At 49.6% G+C, this 16,246-nt stretch carries 15 protein-coding genes; 8 read left to right on the forward strand and 7 right to left on the reverse strand.

Features of this window, described 5'->3' with window-relative positions:
- Position 1: 1 nt before the first annotated feature.
- Positions 2-616 carry a membrane integrity-associated transporter subunit PqiC gene (locus tag L4174_RS17780; RefSeq protein WP_248142574.1) on the forward strand — a complete coding sequence of 205 codons (615 nt, stop codon included), beginning with the start codon at positions 2-4 and terminating at the stop codon, positions 614-616.
- A gap of 11 nt (positions 617-627) precedes the next feature.
- Here the strand turns inward: L4174_RS17780 and L4174_RS17785 are convergent, their stop codons facing one another.
- Positions 628-843: an acetyltransferase gene (locus tag L4174_RS17785; RefSeq protein ID WP_248142573.1), complete on the reverse strand. Its 216-nt coding sequence runs from the start codon at positions 841-843 to the stop codon at positions 628-630.
- 73 nt (positions 844-916) lie between these two features.
- Between L4174_RS17785 and L4174_RS17790 the strand changes: the two genes are divergently transcribed.
- Complete coding sequence (locus tag L4174_RS17790) at positions 917-1,822, forward strand: ROK family protein (protein ID WP_248142572.1); 906 nt, start codon at positions 917-919, stop codon at positions 1,820-1,822.
- Positions 1,823-2,471: 649 nt separating this feature from the next.
- On the opposite strand, the gene L4174_RS17795 is transcribed toward L4174_RS17790, so the two are convergent.
- Together L4174_RS17795 and ylqF are read right to left on the reverse strand one after the other, a co-directional pair.
- The gene (locus L4174_RS17795) at positions 2,472-3,632 is read right to left on the reverse strand and encodes an MFS transporter (protein WP_371929424.1); all 1,161 of its coding nucleotides are present in this window, start codon (positions 3,630-3,632) and stop codon (positions 2,472-2,474) included.
- 736 nt (positions 3,633-4,368) lie between these two features.
- Positions 4,369-5,316 (reverse strand): ribosome biogenesis GTPase YlqF, encoded by a 948-nt coding sequence (gene ylqF, locus L4174_RS17800; RefSeq protein WP_248142571.1) that lies wholly within the window; start codon positions 5,314-5,316, stop codon positions 4,369-4,371.
- A gap of 307 nt (positions 5,317-5,623) precedes the next feature.
- Between ylqF and L4174_RS17805 the strand changes: the two genes are divergently transcribed.
- From L4174_RS17805 to L4174_RS17825, 5 genes are all read left to right on the forward strand, one after another.
- Positions 5,624-6,088, forward strand: coding sequence for a hypothetical protein (locus tag L4174_RS17805; protein WP_248142570.1), 465 nt, complete (start codon positions 5,624-5,626; stop codon positions 6,086-6,088).
- Positions 6,089-6,162: 74 nt separating this feature from the next.
- Positions 6,163-7,998 carry a protein translocase subunit SecD gene (secD, locus tag L4174_RS17810; protein ID WP_371929425.1) on the forward strand — a complete coding sequence of 612 codons (1,836 nt, stop codon included), beginning with the start codon at positions 6,163-6,165 and terminating at the stop codon, positions 7,996-7,998.
- A 3-nt stretch (positions 7,999-8,001) separates the two neighbouring features.
- Positions 8,002-8,928 (forward strand): protein translocase subunit SecF, encoded by a 927-nt coding sequence (secF, locus tag L4174_RS17815; protein WP_248142568.1) that lies wholly within the window; start codon positions 8,002-8,004, stop codon positions 8,926-8,928.
- A gap of 186 nt (positions 8,929-9,114) precedes the next feature.
- Positions 9,115-9,519, forward strand: a complete 405-nt coding sequence (locus L4174_RS17820; RefSeq protein ID WP_248142567.1) for a VOC family protein — start codon at positions 9,115-9,117, stop codon at positions 9,517-9,519.
- 141 nt (positions 9,520-9,660) lie between these two features.
- A complete protein-coding gene (locus L4174_RS17825; protein ID WP_248142566.1) occupies positions 9,661-9,891 on the forward strand; it encodes a hypothetical protein in 231 nt (76 codons plus the stop codon).
- A gap of 67 nt (positions 9,892-9,958) precedes the next feature.
- Here L4174_RS17825 and L4174_RS17830 read toward each other — a convergent pair whose 3' ends face one another.
- Both L4174_RS17830 and L4174_RS17835 read right to left on the reverse strand, forming a co-directional pair.
- Positions 9,959-10,492, reverse strand: a complete 534-nt coding sequence (locus tag L4174_RS17830) for a hypothetical protein (protein ID WP_248142565.1) — start codon at positions 10,490-10,492, stop codon at positions 9,959-9,961.
- Positions 10,493-10,656: 164 nt separating this feature from the next.
- Positions 10,657-11,634 carry a GlxA family transcriptional regulator gene (locus L4174_RS17835; RefSeq protein WP_248142564.1) on the reverse strand — a complete coding sequence of 326 codons (978 nt, stop codon included), beginning with the start codon at positions 11,632-11,634 and terminating at the stop codon, positions 10,657-10,659.
- A 202-nt stretch (positions 11,635-11,836) separates the two neighbouring features.
- Between L4174_RS17835 and L4174_RS17840 the strand changes: the two genes are divergently transcribed.
- Entirely contained in the window at positions 11,837-13,681 is a 1,845-nt protein-coding gene (locus L4174_RS17840) for a beta-ketoacyl synthase (protein ID WP_248142563.1), read from the forward strand.
- A 67-nt stretch (positions 13,682-13,748) separates the two neighbouring features.
- Here L4174_RS17840 and L4174_RS17845 read toward each other — a convergent pair whose 3' ends face one another.
- On the reverse strand, positions 13,749-15,398 hold the full coding sequence (locus L4174_RS17845) for an AMP-binding protein (RefSeq protein WP_248143338.1): 1,650 nt from the start codon (positions 15,396-15,398) through the stop codon (positions 13,749-13,751).
- A gap of 263 nt (positions 15,399-15,661) precedes the next feature.
- On the reverse strand, positions 15,662-16,144 hold the full coding sequence (locus L4174_RS17850) for a CreA family protein (RefSeq protein WP_248142562.1): 483 nt from the start codon (positions 16,142-16,144) through the stop codon (positions 15,662-15,664).
- Positions 16,145-16,246 lie beyond the last annotated feature (102 nt).

Below are 16,246 nucleotides of genomic sequence, written 5' to 3' on the forward strand. Positions count from 1 at the left end.
CATGAATATGCGAGACAGGTTTCTGAGTGCGCTGCTTGCAGCCGGTCTGGCTGTGACCGGATGCAGCAGCCAACCGGAAGAATCGGATATCACAACCTATTTGCTGCCGCAGGCGCCGGAACAAACGGCACCGGGGATTGTGACGCAGCAGCCTTTACTGGTTGTGTCACCGGTTGAGATGGCGTTGCATCTGGCAGGCACCGGTCTGGTTTATCAAACCAGTGAAACAGCCGTGGTTCAGGCACAGCAGAACCTTTGGGCAGAAGACATTGCTCGCCAGCTGACCCGGCGCATCAATGGTGATTTACGGCTCAAACAGTCAAGATACTGGCCAACGGAGCGTTCCGCGGCAATTCAGTCAGTAAATGTGCCCAAGTTGCAGGTCCGGGTCAATGAATTTAATGGTCATTACTCAGGTTCAGCGCATTTCAGCGGCGAATGGCTGCTGGTCGGACAATCAGGGAATCTGAAAACCGTACAGCCATTCAGTTTTCAGGTTCCCTTAAAAGAGCCAGGTTACAGCGCTCAGGTGAATGCACTTTCGGAAGCGGTCAGCCGTCTTACCACACAAATTGCACAACGATTATCATCTTCAGTGCTTTATCAGGCAGAGTGAACGCTGGCGGGTTAGCGGTTTTGTAATCGGTAGTAGCCGTTGATCCAGCATTCTGGCAGTCCTTCGCCGGATGGGAAAGCCAGGTGCTGTTTCTCTATCATCACCGGATCTGCCAGATCTTCACCCGACTGAAACTGCACAGTCACATGTCTTTTAAATGGGTTGGTGAGTGAAGCCATGTCGACCACATCAACCAAATCGCCGCTTTTGGATTCTTTCAGAAACATAGAGCGAACCTCCTGTCTTGGGGTACTCTAATTATGGTCGATTTTATCTTAGTCTGGGAAAAGGGCGTCATGAATGGATAAGTATTACTGGGGCATAGATTTAGGCGGGACAAAAGTGGAATGTGCGGTGATGTCCCGAGAAGATGATCGCTGTGTCTTGCGCGAACGTATTCCCAGTCAGGCGGAACGTGGCTACGCCCATATTCTGAATCAGATTCAGCGATTGGTCTCGCATTGTGCCGAAATGTTAGGTTGCTATCCTTCTGAAATTGGTTTTGGAACACCAGGTGCGCTGGATCCCGCAACTGGGTTGATGAAGAACTGTAATTCAACCGCCCTGAATGGTAAGCCATTGCATCGGGATCTGGCGGATTTACTGAAAGTGAAGGTCCGGCTGGCCAATGATGCGAATTGCCTTGCACTGGCAGAAACACACCTTGGGGTGGTGCAGCAAATTCATCCGGAGGCGGAAGTCGTGTTCGCCATTATTATGGGCACCGGAGTTGGAGCCGGGATTGTGGTGAACGGAAAAGTGATTCACGGCTTGCACGGGATTGCAGGTGAGTGGGGGCATAACGTGATTGAGCCGGATGGCCGGGCATGCTATTGCGGAAAACGGGGGTGTCTGGAAACCGTTATTTCAGGACAGGGGCTGGAAATTGCTTATCATCAACGCACTGGTCATCGGCGACCACTGAACGACATTATACAGTTATCACAGCATGAAGACCCCGATGCTTTGTTTATTCAGAACAGGTTAATGCATTACTTCGGTCTGGCTGTGGCCCAGATCGTCAATGTTCTGGATCCGGATGTCATTGTGGTTGGCGGAGGCGTCGGCAATATTGATTTGCTCTATGACGCAGGCAGAAAGGCGGTCATGCCGCATTTGTTTAATCCGGTGTTCAATACGCCCATCGTGAAGCCAATTCTGGGCGACAGTGCCGGCGTTTTTGGTGCTGCCATGTTGGTGAAGTAGATTTTTTTATACTTTGGATTGAAGAAATAAAGGATATTTCTGCGTAATTATCCAGAGCTCTTGTAAGAGATATCTCACAAGCGCGTGGGAAATAGCGATTATTTTCAGGGGGTGAATGCCGTGCTCGACTTTTTATTTCCTTTGTTTTCAATTGCTTAAATTGTATTGTGATTTTTTTATTTTAATCGACATTAAAAGTGTGATCTCTGTTCGTTGCGAAGAAATCTGAATCAAGTAATCTTTACCCCGTCGGAAGGAACTGACGGAACGGAACAGGAACTGGCCACGGAATTGGCAGCTTCAGGATGAGGCAGGTGCATTAGGATGATGTATCTACAAGGACTGTGAAGGGATATCGGATGGATTCGATACAGTAAGTAGGATGCTTACTGGTCAGGATGACAAAAGGACCGCTTCAGGATGAAGCCAGGGACACCTCCAGGATGGAGAAGAGAGTTGTAGCAGGATGTTGCAACGGGTCAAGGTAAGACCAAATGGAACACCTCCAGGATGGAGTTTTAGGGAACGCTGAAGGAAACAGCAGTATCATGGAATGATGCAGGGAGCACTATCGTAGCGGGATTGCTGCAAGTAAGACCTAAGGGCGCAACGAAAGTTGCGCCCGCTCTTTTTTCTGTCCTTTCAAAAATCAGCCGGCAACAACTTGCGGCTTTTGCTTCAGACTCGCCATCAGCATGTACATAGCTGTGCTGGCCAGCGCGATAAAGAAGAAATTCATCAAACCGTGCGCCTGCACAAGAAAACGTCCTGCAGTCAGCGGCCCGATGACAGAGCCAACACTGTAGCTGAACAGCATGATCTGAGTTGCAGAAACGATCTGAGACGAATCCAGTTCATCGCAGGCAAGTGAAATCGCAATCGGGTACAGTGCGAAAGATGACATGCCCAGCATTGCCAGTCCAATCACCATCACAGAGTAACCCTCAACCAAGCTCATGAAGCCTGTGGCAAAAATGCCCAGCAGACAGGCTGCTGCCATCAGCAGTGATTTGCTCATCCGGCAGGAGAGCGCACTGACCACTGGCTGGATTGCCATGCCGCCGAGTACAGTTGAGGCCATGAGACCACTGATTTGCTCCGCGTTCAGGCCTTGTAACTGTAAAGAAAAAGGCAGCATACCGTAGATAGAACTCATCACAACCCCGGAGACCAGACAGCCCAGAACCGCAGGTTTGCTTAAAGCCAGGATCTGTTTTGTGGTCAGGCTGATATGTTGCTCACAGGCTGGCTGAGATTGTTTCGAAACCAGTGCCGGCACAATCGCGATGAATAGCAGTGCCAGAATGCTGAAAAATGGCACTAAGCCTTCGACACCAATAAAACCAATGCCGAATTGCCCTAGTGTTCCGCCCCCATAAAGTGCGGTCATATAAAAGCCCAGGCGTTTGGCACGTTCTTTCTTACTGTCGCCAATCAGCAACCAGGATTCCACAACCACAAAAATACCAGCGACAGCGACACCGGCAATCAATCGGGTAACCAGCCAGACCCATTGTTCGGCCATGACCGGCATGATGATGATCGTCAGCGCGAGCATGAGCAGAAATCCGATGAAAGACAGCCGGTGTCCAATACGGGCCACAACATTTTCAACTAGCAATGCGCCAATCAGCAGACCCAGATAAAAGATACTGGCCAGCCAGCTTGCAAGTGATGCAGGCAGTTCATAATAATTTAACGTCAGCGGAATCAGGCTCATCAGATAACCCGATGCAATCGCAAAAGCGGTCAGTCCGGCAACGGGTACAAAAATACCGCCAGACTGACGCGCAGCAGTGATTTCACTCACTACACTTCTCTCCAGATTTCAGGGGGCAGACCCGAAAAAAGCTGTCTCGGTGACAGCGATAGGTCCGCTCAGGGTTTTGCAGGATGTGTTACAGGTCATCCGGCTTTGTTGTGGCCCGGTTCCCTGCAAATTTTCGGTGAATATGGACTGAAAAATGAGTGAGGTAAAATGAGAAAAAGTAATATCCAAACATGGATTTTCTCACACTAAATATAAGGAAATGGCTGTCTTTAGAGGTATGTGTATTACATCAGGTTATTACCATGTTAAATAAATGATTTATTCAATTCTTTCAAGTGTTTAATGAATTTATTTATTACGTGAAGCTTATTGTTTAGTGATGGAATGATTTGTGATCATTCTATTGTTTTTGTTTAAAAAACGTACAAATTGAGTGGGCTGGCTGAAAATAAAATTCGTGAAAAATTCTGATGTCGGGCAGTGGTTGATTACACCTTTTGGTGCAGCACTTCACTGAAGCTGTGCATAGCTGATTGAGAATCAATGAAATAGGGCAGATGCAGAATGGAAAAAACATTGAAAAACAATGATATGAAAAGTTGGCATGATGTGTGCTTTTAGATAGTCAGGCTGCGATGGTGATATTCTTGTAATCTGACAGGTTTAGATTGGAAGTGATCTCCGCATCATCGCGGACTACTGAGTGTAGGTACATTTTGTCAATGATTGACTGGGGTGCTGTTCCGCGTAGCGGGGGAACAGCACCTTTTTTTATTTATCTTTTGTTTCTCAGGTAACGCTTACGTCGTTCTTCTTTGTTCTTGGCTTTTTCAGCGGCTTTCCGTTCATTCTCAATGGCCACATCAATCAGTTCCTGAGTGATCATTTCCGGACGTTCCATGGTAATTTTGCCAAGGGTGCCGTTACGTAGCTCATTGATCAGAATTTCTGAGGCTTTATGTAAATCAACTTTACCGCCGGAGCGCAGACAACCGCGCTTACGTCCAATGGCTTCCATCAGCTCAATGTCAGTTTCCGGCAGTTCATCGTCCAGTTCATAACGCTGCTGAATCAACTCAGGGTAGGCGTCTTTCAGATACTCAATGGTATAGAAGGCCACATCAATGTAATCCATGGCGGTATCTTTCACTGCACCGGTCGCAGCCAGACGGAAACCGCTGTGCGGGTTTTCGACTTTTGGCCACAGAATTCCCGGCGTGTCAGACAGGACAATGCCGTTTTGCAGGTTAATGCGTTGCTGCTGGCGGGTTACCGCAGGCTGGTTGCCGGTGACAGCAACGGATCTGCCAGCCAGAGTGTTGATGATGGTCGACTTACCGACATTCGGAATGCCCATAATCATGGTCCGAATGTTCTTGCCCATTTCTTCACGGCCCGGCGCAAGTTTCCGGCACAGTTCCAGAATTTTATGGACCTCATTCTGGTTCTCCGTCGTGATCGCCATTGCTTTCACGTTGTGTTCTTTTTCCAGATGTGCGATCCAGTGTTCTGTCATCTCAGGATCGGCCAGATCACGTTTGTTCAGCACTTTGATCACCGGCTTATCACCACGAATCGAGGCAATGAGCGGGTTTTCACTACTGAAAGGAATACGTGCATCAAGCACTTCAATAATGACATCGACTTTAGGAATGGCTTCTTCAATTTCTTTACGGGCTTTATGCATGTGCCCCGGAAACCACTGGATACTTGTGCTAGACATTTGAAAAATAAACCTTTTTGGTGTTGCCTTGTGGAAAGCAAAAACTGAAGTATAAAAAAGCAAGGGAAAACCCTCTTACTGTTTTAAACCAGCTAGCTTGCAACCCGTATGATTACAGCCCACAAGTCGCGTTGTTTTTTGTGATCTTAACACTAATCCGGTAAGGCATGGTAGGCGGGCGGGGATAGAGTAAGCTCATACCGAAATCAGCATTGGCTGGAAACGCAAAGATCGACCCAAAAATTTTCCTTGAGCGGCGTCTCACTCAGACATACACTGCTTTGTAGTTTTAGAAGTAGGCAACCTGATGTCCTGGCATGTGATTCGTATTTTCTGGCTATCGTTTTTAGCGCTGGTATTTCCTGCGCAGGCGATGGCGTGCCTGGACGACAAAGGCGCTGCGATAACAGTGAAATCAACTGTGATTTCGCAGTCGCAGCTGAATGATGCTGTTCTCTGTGAACATGAGACTCAGCATCAAAAGCCACAGAATCCGTCACCGGTTTCGGAAACTCATCACTCCGGTTACGCGGTTGCGATTCTTCATTCCTATCGCTGGAATATTCCAGACCGAAACAATCTCCATGACGGTGAGCCGGATCTTCTGGACACGCCGCCGTTCTATCCCGTGTCTGATCCTCGTTTGCCGTTGTGTTTAGTTCGGCAGCCAAGTTACGCCTCGTATCAGGATTTCCACACTTCCTATCGTCTTTCCGGCTGGAAAGAAACCAACGCTATGTATGTGGCGTTGAATAGCCAGTACTTCAGCTGATATTCCCTTTCAAATAGGTGACGTTGTCACAACTCTTTTTTTTTAACTCGGCATATGACGCTGAGGGGATATTGATGAAGAAAAATAATTCTAGAGCATCGTCCAGGGTGCTGAACCACTATGCTGCGTGGAAGTACGTGGTACTGGTGGTCACTGTTGTCATTCTGGCACTCAGTGCTATTCCGACCTGGTATGGTGAACAACCATCAATCCAGATTCAGTCTGCCAATCCGGGCGGTGCGTTCGGCAATGTTGTCAGTGTGAACAGATATCTGACAGCACAAGGCGTTGAACCACAGGAAATTACACAGCAGAACAATCAGATGGTACTGGTTTTCGGCAACGAAGCTGAGCAGTCTCATGCGCGTGAAGCACTGGATAAACGGGTTCAAGACGGTGATAACATCACATACTCGTACGTTTCTGTTGCACCAAAATGGTACGGAAAACTGGGTTTCAGTCCGATTAAGTTAGGTCTGGATCTGCGTGGAGGTGTGCAGTTCCTGCTTCATGTGGACGTCGACAAAGCGTTTCAGGAGCAGCGCGACACCATAGTGGATGACGTGAAGGACATGTTGCGCAGTGAACATCTGCGATCGGTCCGCATCAGCCGGCAAGGCAGTGACGGATTCAGTGTGACTACGAAATCAGAGACTGAACTCAGTCAGGCCAGTCAGTTTGTGAAACAGAATTATCCGGGCTGGGATGTAAAACGGGGTTCAGGCAGCCTGACTGTAACGCCGACTAAACAGAATAAACTCGATTTTCAGTCAGCGACGCTGCAACAGAACCTGAAGATCATGCGGGATCGTATCGAAGAGCTGGGCATTACCGAAGCGCTGGTTCAGCGTCAGGGTGAAAATAGCATTCGTATTGAGCTGCCGGGTGTACAGGACCCGTCACAGGCGAAAAAGGTCATTGGTGCGACTGCAAGTCTGGCGTTTTATGAAGTCAAAACCGGCTCAGAAGCCGTTTCCAGTGATGATTTGGTCCTGAAAGACAACAGTGGCAGAACCGTGGTGCTGAACAAACGTCCGGTGCTGAGCGGTGATCACATCGTTAATGCCCGTGCTGGCGCCGATCAAATGGGTTTCTCTGAAGTGAATATTTCGCTCGATCATGCCGGGGGCAAGATGATGAGCGATTTTTCAGGCAAACACATCGGCAAGCGGATGGCGACTGTCTACCGGGAATACAAAACCAATGCGCGGGGAGAAACGGAGCGCAGCGAACGCGTCATCAGTGTGGCCACGATCCAGTCGCAACTGGGGAATCAGTTCCGTATTACTGGTGCCGGCTCAACAGAAGAAGCACAGCAGCTTGCGCTGTTGCTGCGTGCCGGTTCTCTGACAGCGCCGGTGACGATTGTTGAAGAGCGAACGATTGGCGCATCACTGGGGGCGGAAAATATTGAGAACGGTTTTTCTGCACTGGCATTAGGAATGGCAATGACGCTGACCTTCATGGTGTTGTGGTACAGACGCCTCGGATGGGTCGCAAACGTGGCGCTGATGGCAAACATGGTGTGCCTGCTGGGTTTGATTGCGTTGCTGCCAGGGACTGTGCTGACGCTGCCGGGTATTGCGGGTCTGGTGCTGACGGTGGGGATGGCCGTCGATACCAATGTACTGATCTTTGAACGGATCAAAGACAAACTGGCGGAGGGCCGCAGTTTTGCTCAGGCGATCGATCTCGGTTTCAGCAGTGCCTTCAGTACCATTCTGGATGCTAACATCACCACAATGATTACAGCATTGATTTTGTACTCGATTGGTAACGGGCCCATTCAGGGCTTCGCGCTGACTTTGGGGCTGGGTCTGCTGACCAGCATGTTTACCGGCGTATTTGCTTCACGCGCATTGATCAATCTGATTTGGGGACGCGACAGTCGTCGTGAAGTGAGGGTATAAATCATGGTTCAATCTCTGAAATCCCGTATCCGGAAAATTCGTTATATCACCAGCGTCTTGTCAATTGCGCTGATGGTGATTTCTCTGGCAGCACTTGCTGTCAGAGGCTTGAACATGGGGCTGGACTTTACCGGTGGTATGGTGACAGAAGCGGTGGTCAGCCGCTCGGTGACAAACCATCAGCTGCTGGATGTCCTGAAACCAGCGCTGGGTGAGTCCACCTCCGTGACTAAATCCGGTGAAGAAGGGCGTTGGGTCATTCGTTATCCTTTGGCCAATCAGGAGTCTGGACAAGGTTCAGAACAGGAACAGACGCCGCCAGCAATTGATCACCTGCTCCAGCAGGTGTCCGGTCAGGTGGAAATCATCAGTAACAGTATGGTGGGTTCTCAGGTTGGTCAGGATCTGACTGAACAGGGTGGCTTAGCGTTGCTGGTGTGCATGCTGTGCATCCTGGGTTATCTCTGTTTTCGTTTCGAATGGCGCCTTGCCAGCGGCGCACTGCTGGCGCTGATCCACGATGTTGTGCTGGTGCTGGGCTTTTTTGCGCTGACTCAGATGGAGTTTAACCTGACGGTCTTTGCCGCAGTGCTGGCGATTCTCGGATACTCTCTGAATGATTCCATCATTATTGCAGACCGGATTCGTGAGCTCCTGGTGGCGAAACAGAAAACACCGACGGCAGATATCAACGATCAGGCCGTGATTGCAACGTTTTCGCGCACGATGGTGACCTCAGGGACCACGCTGATCACCGTTGCGGCATTGTGGTTCATGGGCGGTGCTCCATTGGAAGGTTTTGCGACTGCCATGTTTATCGGCATTATTTCCGGCACCTGGTCGTCCGTTTCAATTGGGACGGTTTTGCCGGAGTGGTTAAAACTGGAACCCAAACATTACCTGCCGGTTGAGGTCGATTTGGCGCCTTAACGACTCATCTTTGAGAAAAGCCAGCGAAAGCTGGCTTTTTTGATTGGGTTGACACGGTTGAATGGCTCCGGAGGCGTTTCCGGCAGCATTGCCTTTGGCGATGACTGAATATGTCGCGCCAGCTGGCACAGATATTCAGGCACGACTATCTTTGATTTGCGACATTCACCAGAAACCGGAGGATCTATGGAAAACCCGTTTAAACATCAGGGCGCATTCAGCTGGGCTGAACTCGTGGTCGATGATGCTCAGAAGGCCATTGAATACTACACAAAAGTGATTGGCTGGAAGATAGAATCCGTTCCGATGCCCGGAGCGGAGGAAGGACGGCTGTATCACATTATTAAGGCGGGTGATGATCCGGTTGGCGGAATCATGGAGCGTACGGCAGAGTGCCAGGATGCTCAGATCGGCTGGTGGAGTTATATCACGGTCGATGATGTGGATGCCTGTCTGGCAAAAGCGGAGGCAGCTGGTGGTAAAGCGATGTATCCGCCCATGGATGTGCCAAATGTTGGCCGAATGTGTGCCATCATGGATCCTTGCGGCGCTGTGGTGTCAGTGATTCAGTATGTGAATGATATGCAGTAATTGAGCAGGAAAATGGAACCTGTAGCAGTGGAATAATGCTATTAACTGACGATTGTTCAACTGCCATTCAACTTGAATGTGTAAGGCTGAACGTCTGAAACAGGTATCTTCCTGCTTTCTTACCTGATAATGAGGTGACAGATGAAAAATATCATTGCTGGCGTATTTGCACTGGTGATTGGCTTCTTTGCTCTGACTTTCGCGACAGTGATGGGCGTTTTTATGGCCTTGGTTGCTTTTATTGCTCAGCCATTCCTGAAGCGTAAATTGTCGAAACAGTATGCGACGTTTTATGCGGGCAAAACAAATGGCGCAACCAGCAAGGGACGTGTAATCGAAGGCGAATACGAGCCAGTCCAAAGCAATCGATAAATGATAGTGACTCTGTAAAACACAGAACGCCAGCCGATGAGCTGGCGTTTGTTTTTTAAGGGGAAAATTATTCGGTATGCAGGCAGTGAAAAAAGGCGTCAAGATGACCGTCTTCTAAATAGAAGCGATAACGTCTGCTGGCACTCTGTAATTCAAAATGCCCGTGATCTTCGGCAATCAACCGGATGAGCACATCGAAGGCTTGCCTGGGATTGCTTCCGCCCAGCCGCACCAAGTGCGAAATACTGTAACTTCGATTGGTATCAGCCACACTGATACTGCCGTAATAATTTTTCCAGTTGGCGGTAAAGACTTCGACAGGTTGCCCGGTGCGGTAATAGCTGAAGTTTTCAAATCCCTTCGGGTAAGAGATGTCGGCTTTTAAGGCGACATAGCGCCGGTTAAATCCCTGATCGGCAATCAAGGCAATCTGGAAGTCATTCTCGATGCGATTGGACTGGTTTTTAGCCAGATGGTAAAGATCCAGCCGACAGACCTGCGTGCCTAACATTGTGCGGCTGGTTGGCAAAAGTCCTGCAGCAGCCATGTGAATGGAACCGGACGCGATGAAAATGAAGTACAGCCAGATACGACACAACATTTCTTGAAACGCCTGCTTACGACGAGGCGGTTAAAGCCTCAATTCAACACATTGATCATTCTTTTCTCCTGTTAGCATAGCGACAGTTTGCATTCGCTTCTGCCCGGGGCAATGCTAAGTGCCTGATTGGATCATCTTTTCTGTATTTTGTCTCATCTCTGAGCTTAAGCCTGGTAAATTTTGGCTTTCACCATGTTGCGATACTGTGCGGGGCTGAGGCTGAACTGCTTCTGGAAACGCTTGCTGAAATGATGTGCATCCCGGTATCCGACCTGTTCTGCCACATCCTGAAGGGACAGGCCAAAGTCACGCAATAAGCTCTGTGCGGCTTCCATGCGGAGAGATTGCAGGTACTCATGGGGCGTCTGTCCTACCTGTGTTTTGAAACGCCGCTGGAAGGTTCTGAGCGGCAGTCCGCAATGCTCAGCGATGTCTTGGGCGGTGACCGGTTGCGCCAGGTTGCGTTTCAGCCAGTCCTGCGCGAGGGCAATGGATTCGTCGAACTGCACTTCGCCGCCAATTTGATAAAAGGGCTGCTGATCAGACTGGGAAATTTCATGGCCGAAGTGGGTTTCGACAGTTTTTGCAACCGACTGGCCAAAGTGTTCACGGATCAGGTACAAAATCAGCTCTGACTGCGAGTTAATACTGACCGTGCAATACAGACCGTTGGCGACGGTGATTGATGCCTGACGGTTCAGGGTGACAAGCGGATATCGTGCGGCAAACTGATCGTAGTAATACCAGTGGGTTGTCGCGACCTGATGATCCAGAAGTCCGGTTTCTGCCAGCCAGCAGACGCCGGTTCCGGTTGCGATGATTTTGGCGCCTTGCTTGTACTGTTGTGTCAGCCAGGGAATCAGCTCCGGACTTTGCCTGAGTACAGACAGCGGATTTCCCCAAATTGGAGGCAGAATGATGAAATCAAACTCGCCGGCACATGCTAAGGTCAAGTCGGGCTGGATACGCAGGCCTGATTTCAACTCAGGAGGGGACAGGCTCTTGGCGACAACTGAAATAGAAACAGGTTGTGATTTCTGGAGATGCCGGGGTCTTAATCCTGCCGCACTGGTGAGCATTTCGGCTGCAAGAGAAATCCCTGTGATCAGCGCGCGGGGGTAAAGCACAAACGCAATTTTCATATAGCGTATCGTTCCATTTGATGATGTGACTTGGGCTGTTTCTGCTGTACGGGAACTGAATCACCAGGATCCGGCTCCCTGATTTTGGTCTGACCCGGCCAGAATGGCGTATATGTCAGTAATTATGGCGTAATTGCCTGATGTAATACTAGTGTAACTTGGTAATCTGACAGTCAAGTTAGTTATCAAGTAAGAATCAACAATGAAATTACCTCTGATTGTCGGAATTGGCGGCATTAACGCCGCAGGTCGTAGTTCAGGTTTTCACAGTTATAAACGCATGCTGGCTGATATTCTGCCTGCAAGCGATATGCATTCGACCTGGCAGGATCTTGCTCATCGAATGGGATTAGCTGAAGGGGAAGTCACCGAATCCGTGATCGAAGCGATTCAAGCGGGCACCCTGATTCGCCGGATTGAAAGCTTCGACCCGGATCGTGTGTTACAGCAGTATAAAGCGGAGCTGTCTGCGGGCAGTGATCAAATTCGCTTCACACTCCGTAAGTCAAAATTGCCGGAGCATATCCCTGAAAACTGGCAACTGGAGGAATCAGGCAGCAAAGTCCATGTGACCGTGACCGGTGAACTGGATGCATTGCTGGCTGACTACAAACCTTTTCCTGTGAGCAGCGGGGGTAATATTCCCCGCGGTTTCGAACCCGGGAAGCTGTACAACTCACGCTTTCACCCGCGCGGTCTTCAACTGACGGTGTACGGTGCCTCAGATGCCCTGAATTCTCTGGGTGTGGACTGGGATGAAGTGCTTAAGCATATCCGCCCTGACGAAATTTCAGTCTATGCGGGGAGTGGCCTGGCACAGATTGATGATCAGTCGCTGGCCGGAATGGTAGCTGCGCCGTTGACCGGTGGCCGGGTCAGTTCCAAGATGATGGCTCTGTCACTGGCAGAAATGCCGGCGGACTTCATCAATGGTTACGTCATTAACAGTGTCGGGACCACGGGAACCAATATGGGCGCCTGCGCCACCTTCCTGTATAACCTGCGCCAGGGATTGCTGGACATTCAGAGCGGACAGGCAAAAGTTGCGATTGTTGGGAATGCCGAAGCACCGGTAGTCTCTGAAATTATGGAAGGTTTCCGCGTGATGGGCGCGCTGGCTCAGGATGAAGAGCTGCGTGCTTTGGATAACAGCGACACTGTCGATAACCGCCGTGCCTGCCGTCCGTTCTCGGACAATGCTGGTTTTACGATGGCGGAATCGGCTCAGTTTGCCGTGCTGATGGATGAATCGCTGGCACTGGAACTGGGTGTGAATATTTACGGGACTGCCGCTGATGTCTTTATTAATGCTGACGGTAATAAGAAGTCGATTTCGGCGCCGGGTGTCGGTAACTATGTGACCGTTGCCAAGGCTGCTGCACTGGCTCAGGCCATTCTTGGCCCGGACGGCGTGAAGAAAACCTTTGTCCAGGCGCACGGTACGGGCACACCGCAGAACCGCGTTACAGAAAGTCATATCCTGAATGAAGTTGCTAAAACTTTTGGGATTTCGAACTGGCCGGTGACTGCGATTAAATCTTATATCGGACATTCTATGAGTGCGGCAGCAGGCGACCAGCTGATGGCGTCACTGGGTGTCTGGCAGTACGGCTGGATCCCGGGGATTAAGACCATTGATCACATTGCGGACGATGTTCACCAGTCGAACCTGAATATTCTAATGGATCATTACTTTGCCGGCACGGCTGGTGATGATATGCAGGGTGTGATTATTAACGCGAAGGGCTTTGGCGGAAACAATGCGTCAGCTCTGGTCTTGTCACCTCAGCAGACACTGTCGATGCTGGAGAAGAAATACGGTGAGGCCGCAATGGCGGAATATCTGAGCCGGAATGAAAAAGTCCGTGATATCATCGCAGAACGTGATTTGCAGGCATGCCGGGGTGAAGAAGAAATTCGCTATTCCTTTGGTGAGTCTGTCATGGATGAATCTTCTGTCAGCCTGACTCAGGAATCCATCCGTTTGTCAGCGTTTGGGGAAGCGATTGTTTTACCGACCGTGAACCCTTACGCAGATTATCAGTAAATCAGTCTGATTTTGAATGAAGAACGGGCAGCTTCGGCTGCCCGTTTTTTTACGTTATTTATCTGACTTAATCTTCCCACTGAATCAGTTGCCCTTTCGGCCAATGACTGCCTGTCTCGTGGTATTTTTTCTCCAACAGGTGTCGTTTAATTTTCAGTGTTGGCGTCAGGATGCCGTTTTCAATGCTCCATGGTTCTTTGATCATCAGAACCCCTTTAATTTTCGCGTGGGACTCCAACTCTTTGTTGATGGCTTCAATGGCGTGCGTCACCCTGCGGGCATAGCGTTCCCGGTCAAAGTGCGGATAGTCATGAGGAACTGCCAGCAGAATCGGTGCTGGCATGCCTGAGCCGACAATACACATCATTTCAATACCGCTTAGTTCAAACAGACGCTTTTCAATTGGGACAGGGCAGACGAATTTCCCTTTGGCTGTTTTAAAGTTATCTTTTTTACGGCCCTGGATGGTCAGGTAGCCTTCTTCATCCAGACTGCCCAGATCGCCAGTATGCAGCCAGCCTTCGTGATTGAAGCTTTCTTTGGTCGCGATGTCGTTTTTGTAGTAGCCGGAAAACAGCCCTTTACTGCGCACCAGAATTTCATCATCTTCGGCGATTTTGATTTCAACGCCCGGACCGGCGTTGCCGACGGTGCCTATTTTGTCGCTGCGGAAAGGCATGTTGAGGGTGCCGTAAGCGAAGTTTTCTGTCATCCCCCAGGCTTCGGTAATGTTCAGACCAATCTGTTCATACCAGCGCAGTAACGCAGGGGAGACCGGGGCAGACCCACAACCGAGCACCCGGGCTTCGTTCAGACCCAGTCCATCTGCCAGCTTGCGTTTGATCAGGCCGGAGACAAACGGAATTTTCAGCAGCAGGTTCAGCCGGGCCTGAGGCAGTTTATCCAGAATACGCTGCTGGAATAAGGTCCAGAGACGCGGTACGGAAATAAACAGCGTCGGGCGATGCATTTTGACATCTTCAATGAAGGTATCGAGTGATTCCGGGAAAGCCACCTGAACCCCGGCCATCATGGACGTCCCCAGGATGTAAACCCGTTCAGTAATGTGTGCCAGCGGCAGGTAGGAGAACAAACGTTCGTTCTCAATAATACCGATATGTTCAATCAGGTTCTGGGCAGAAAAGGCAAAGCCGCCGTAGGACAGCATTGCGCCTTTCGGTAAGCCGGAGGTGCCGGATGTATAGACCAGAGACATCATATCGTCATCCTGATGGGACGGACGCTCTTCAAATGGTGTATGCGCCTTGATCAGCGTATTCACCTCATGCTGACATTCCGGGACATCCGGATAGGGAAAACTGACGGTTGTGATGTCTGGCAGTCGGCTGGTGACGGCATTGATGGCACGGTTATTATCCAGTTTGCCGATAAAGACCAGTTTGGATTCACTGTGTGTTAGACAATGCTCAATGGTTTCTTCTCCGGCGGTTGGGAAAATTGGCACACTGACATAACTACCCAGCATTAAGGCCAGATCGCAGATATACCATTCAGCACAGTTTTTAGAGATTAAACCGATTTTGTCACCAGGCTGAAGGCCCATCGCCCGGAGGGCACTGACCAGGCGCAAGGCTTGATCGGCGACATCTGCATAAGTGAAATCGGAAAACTGACGGTTGATGATCTGACGGAGAAAAACTTCATTCGGGCGTTCTTCAGCCCATTGCAATACACGTTCATGTGGCAGCGCCTGCATCTTGAGCGATTCCCTTGAAGAATTTGGCTGTAAAGGCAAAGTCATGATTCCATTCCTTGGTTGTTATTATCTTGTTAAATTATTAAAAGCGGCTTTCTTAGAACCGTCAAGAGCCCACTGTAGTGATTTTGAGGTAAAAATCTCAGTCAGCGCTCAAAACATGAGCTTAACTTATTGATCTTTTTGTGTTGATTGCGACGGGGACAACATTGAAACAGCCCTGACACAGGTCAGAGCTGTTCGGTGAATATTGTTACAAGGGTTTACTGCAGAGCGGGTGTTACGGGGGCCTGGTAAGCTTTGGTGCCCCAGAGCGGAACTGTAGACAGGCTGTGTTTGTAGCTGCCTGACGTTTCTTTGGTTGAATAGGACAGATACATCAGAGTCTGGCTTTCCGGATCATAGATCCGTCTGATCTTCATGGTTTTGAAGAAAACACTTTTCGATTTCTTGAAAACCACGTCACCCGCTTTTGATTTATCGATAGCGGCGATCATTTCCGGAGTAATTTCGCCGGTCTGGCGGCAGGAAATGGAGGAGTCACTCGGATCTGAAAAATCCAGGTCGGCTTCAATACTGGCAATGTGGCAGGTGACACCTGGGATTAAGGGATCACTGAGTACATTGAGTTTGATGTCCTTCGTGGTAAATACGCCAAGACTGACATCGCCGACTTCGTTGTCTGAACAGCCCGCCAGTAAAGATGCTCCCGCGAGCATCGCGGAAAAGAGCAGTGCGCGTTTCATTCAAGGTCTCCATGATGGGTAATAAGAACACCACAGCATAACCGGAAAATGTCACTTTTGCCTGACTGGCTATCAAAAATTTGTCTGAATGTTTCTTGAATA

This window comes from Photobacterium sp. CCB-ST2H9, assembly GCF_023151555.2.
Classification (GTDB): Bacteria; Pseudomonadota; Gammaproteobacteria; order Enterobacterales; family Vibrionaceae; genus Photobacterium.

Excerpts from the sequence above, each read along its gene's own strand:
- L4174_RS17780 (WP_248142574.1), top strand. The coding sequence starts at position 2 with ATGAATATGCGAGACAGGTTTCTGAGTGCGCTGCTTGCAGCCGGTCTG.
- L4174_RS17785 (WP_248142573.1), bottom strand. The coding sequence starts at position 843 with ATGTTTCTGAAAGAATCCAAAAGCGGCGATTTGGTTGATGTGGTCGAC.
- L4174_RS17790 (WP_248142572.1), top strand. The coding sequence starts at position 917 with ATGGATAAGTATTACTGGGGCATAGATTTAGGCGGGACAAAAGTGGAA.
- ylqF (WP_248142571.1), bottom strand. The coding sequence starts at position 5,316 with ATGTCTAGCACAAGTATCCAGTGGTTTCCGGGGCACATGCATAAAGCC.
- L4174_RS17805 (WP_248142570.1), top strand. The coding sequence starts at position 5,624 with ATGTCCTGGCATGTGATTCGTATTTTCTGGCTATCGTTTTTAGCGCTG.
- secD (WP_371929425.1), top strand. The coding sequence starts at position 6,163 with ATGAAGAAAAATAATTCTAGAGCATCGTCCAGGGTGCTGAACCACTAT.
- secF (WP_248142568.1), top strand. The coding sequence starts at position 8,002 with ATGGTTCAATCTCTGAAATCCCGTATCCGGAAAATTCGTTATATCACC.
- L4174_RS17820 (WP_248142567.1), top strand. The coding sequence starts at position 9,115 with ATGGAAAACCCGTTTAAACATCAGGGCGCATTCAGCTGGGCTGAACTC.
- L4174_RS17825 (WP_248142566.1), top strand. The coding sequence starts at position 9,661 with ATGAAAAATATCATTGCTGGCGTATTTGCACTGGTGATTGGCTTCTTT.
- L4174_RS17830 (WP_248142565.1), bottom strand. The coding sequence starts at position 10,492 with ATGTTGTGTCGTATCTGGCTGTACTTCATTTTCATCGCGTCCGGTTCC.
- L4174_RS17835 (WP_248142564.1), bottom strand. The coding sequence starts at position 11,634 with ATGAAAATTGCGTTTGTGCTTTACCCCCGCGCGCTGATCACAGGGATT.
- L4174_RS17840 (WP_248142563.1), top strand. The coding sequence starts at position 11,837 with ATGAAATTACCTCTGATTGTCGGAATTGGCGGCATTAACGCCGCAGGT.
- L4174_RS17845 (WP_248143338.1), bottom strand. The coding sequence starts at position 15,398 with ATGCAGGCGCTGCCACATGAACGTGTATTGCAATGGGCTGAAGAACGC.
- L4174_RS17850 (WP_248142562.1), bottom strand. The coding sequence starts at position 16,144 with ATGAAACGCGCACTGCTCTTTTCCGCGATGCTCGCGGGAGCATCTTTA.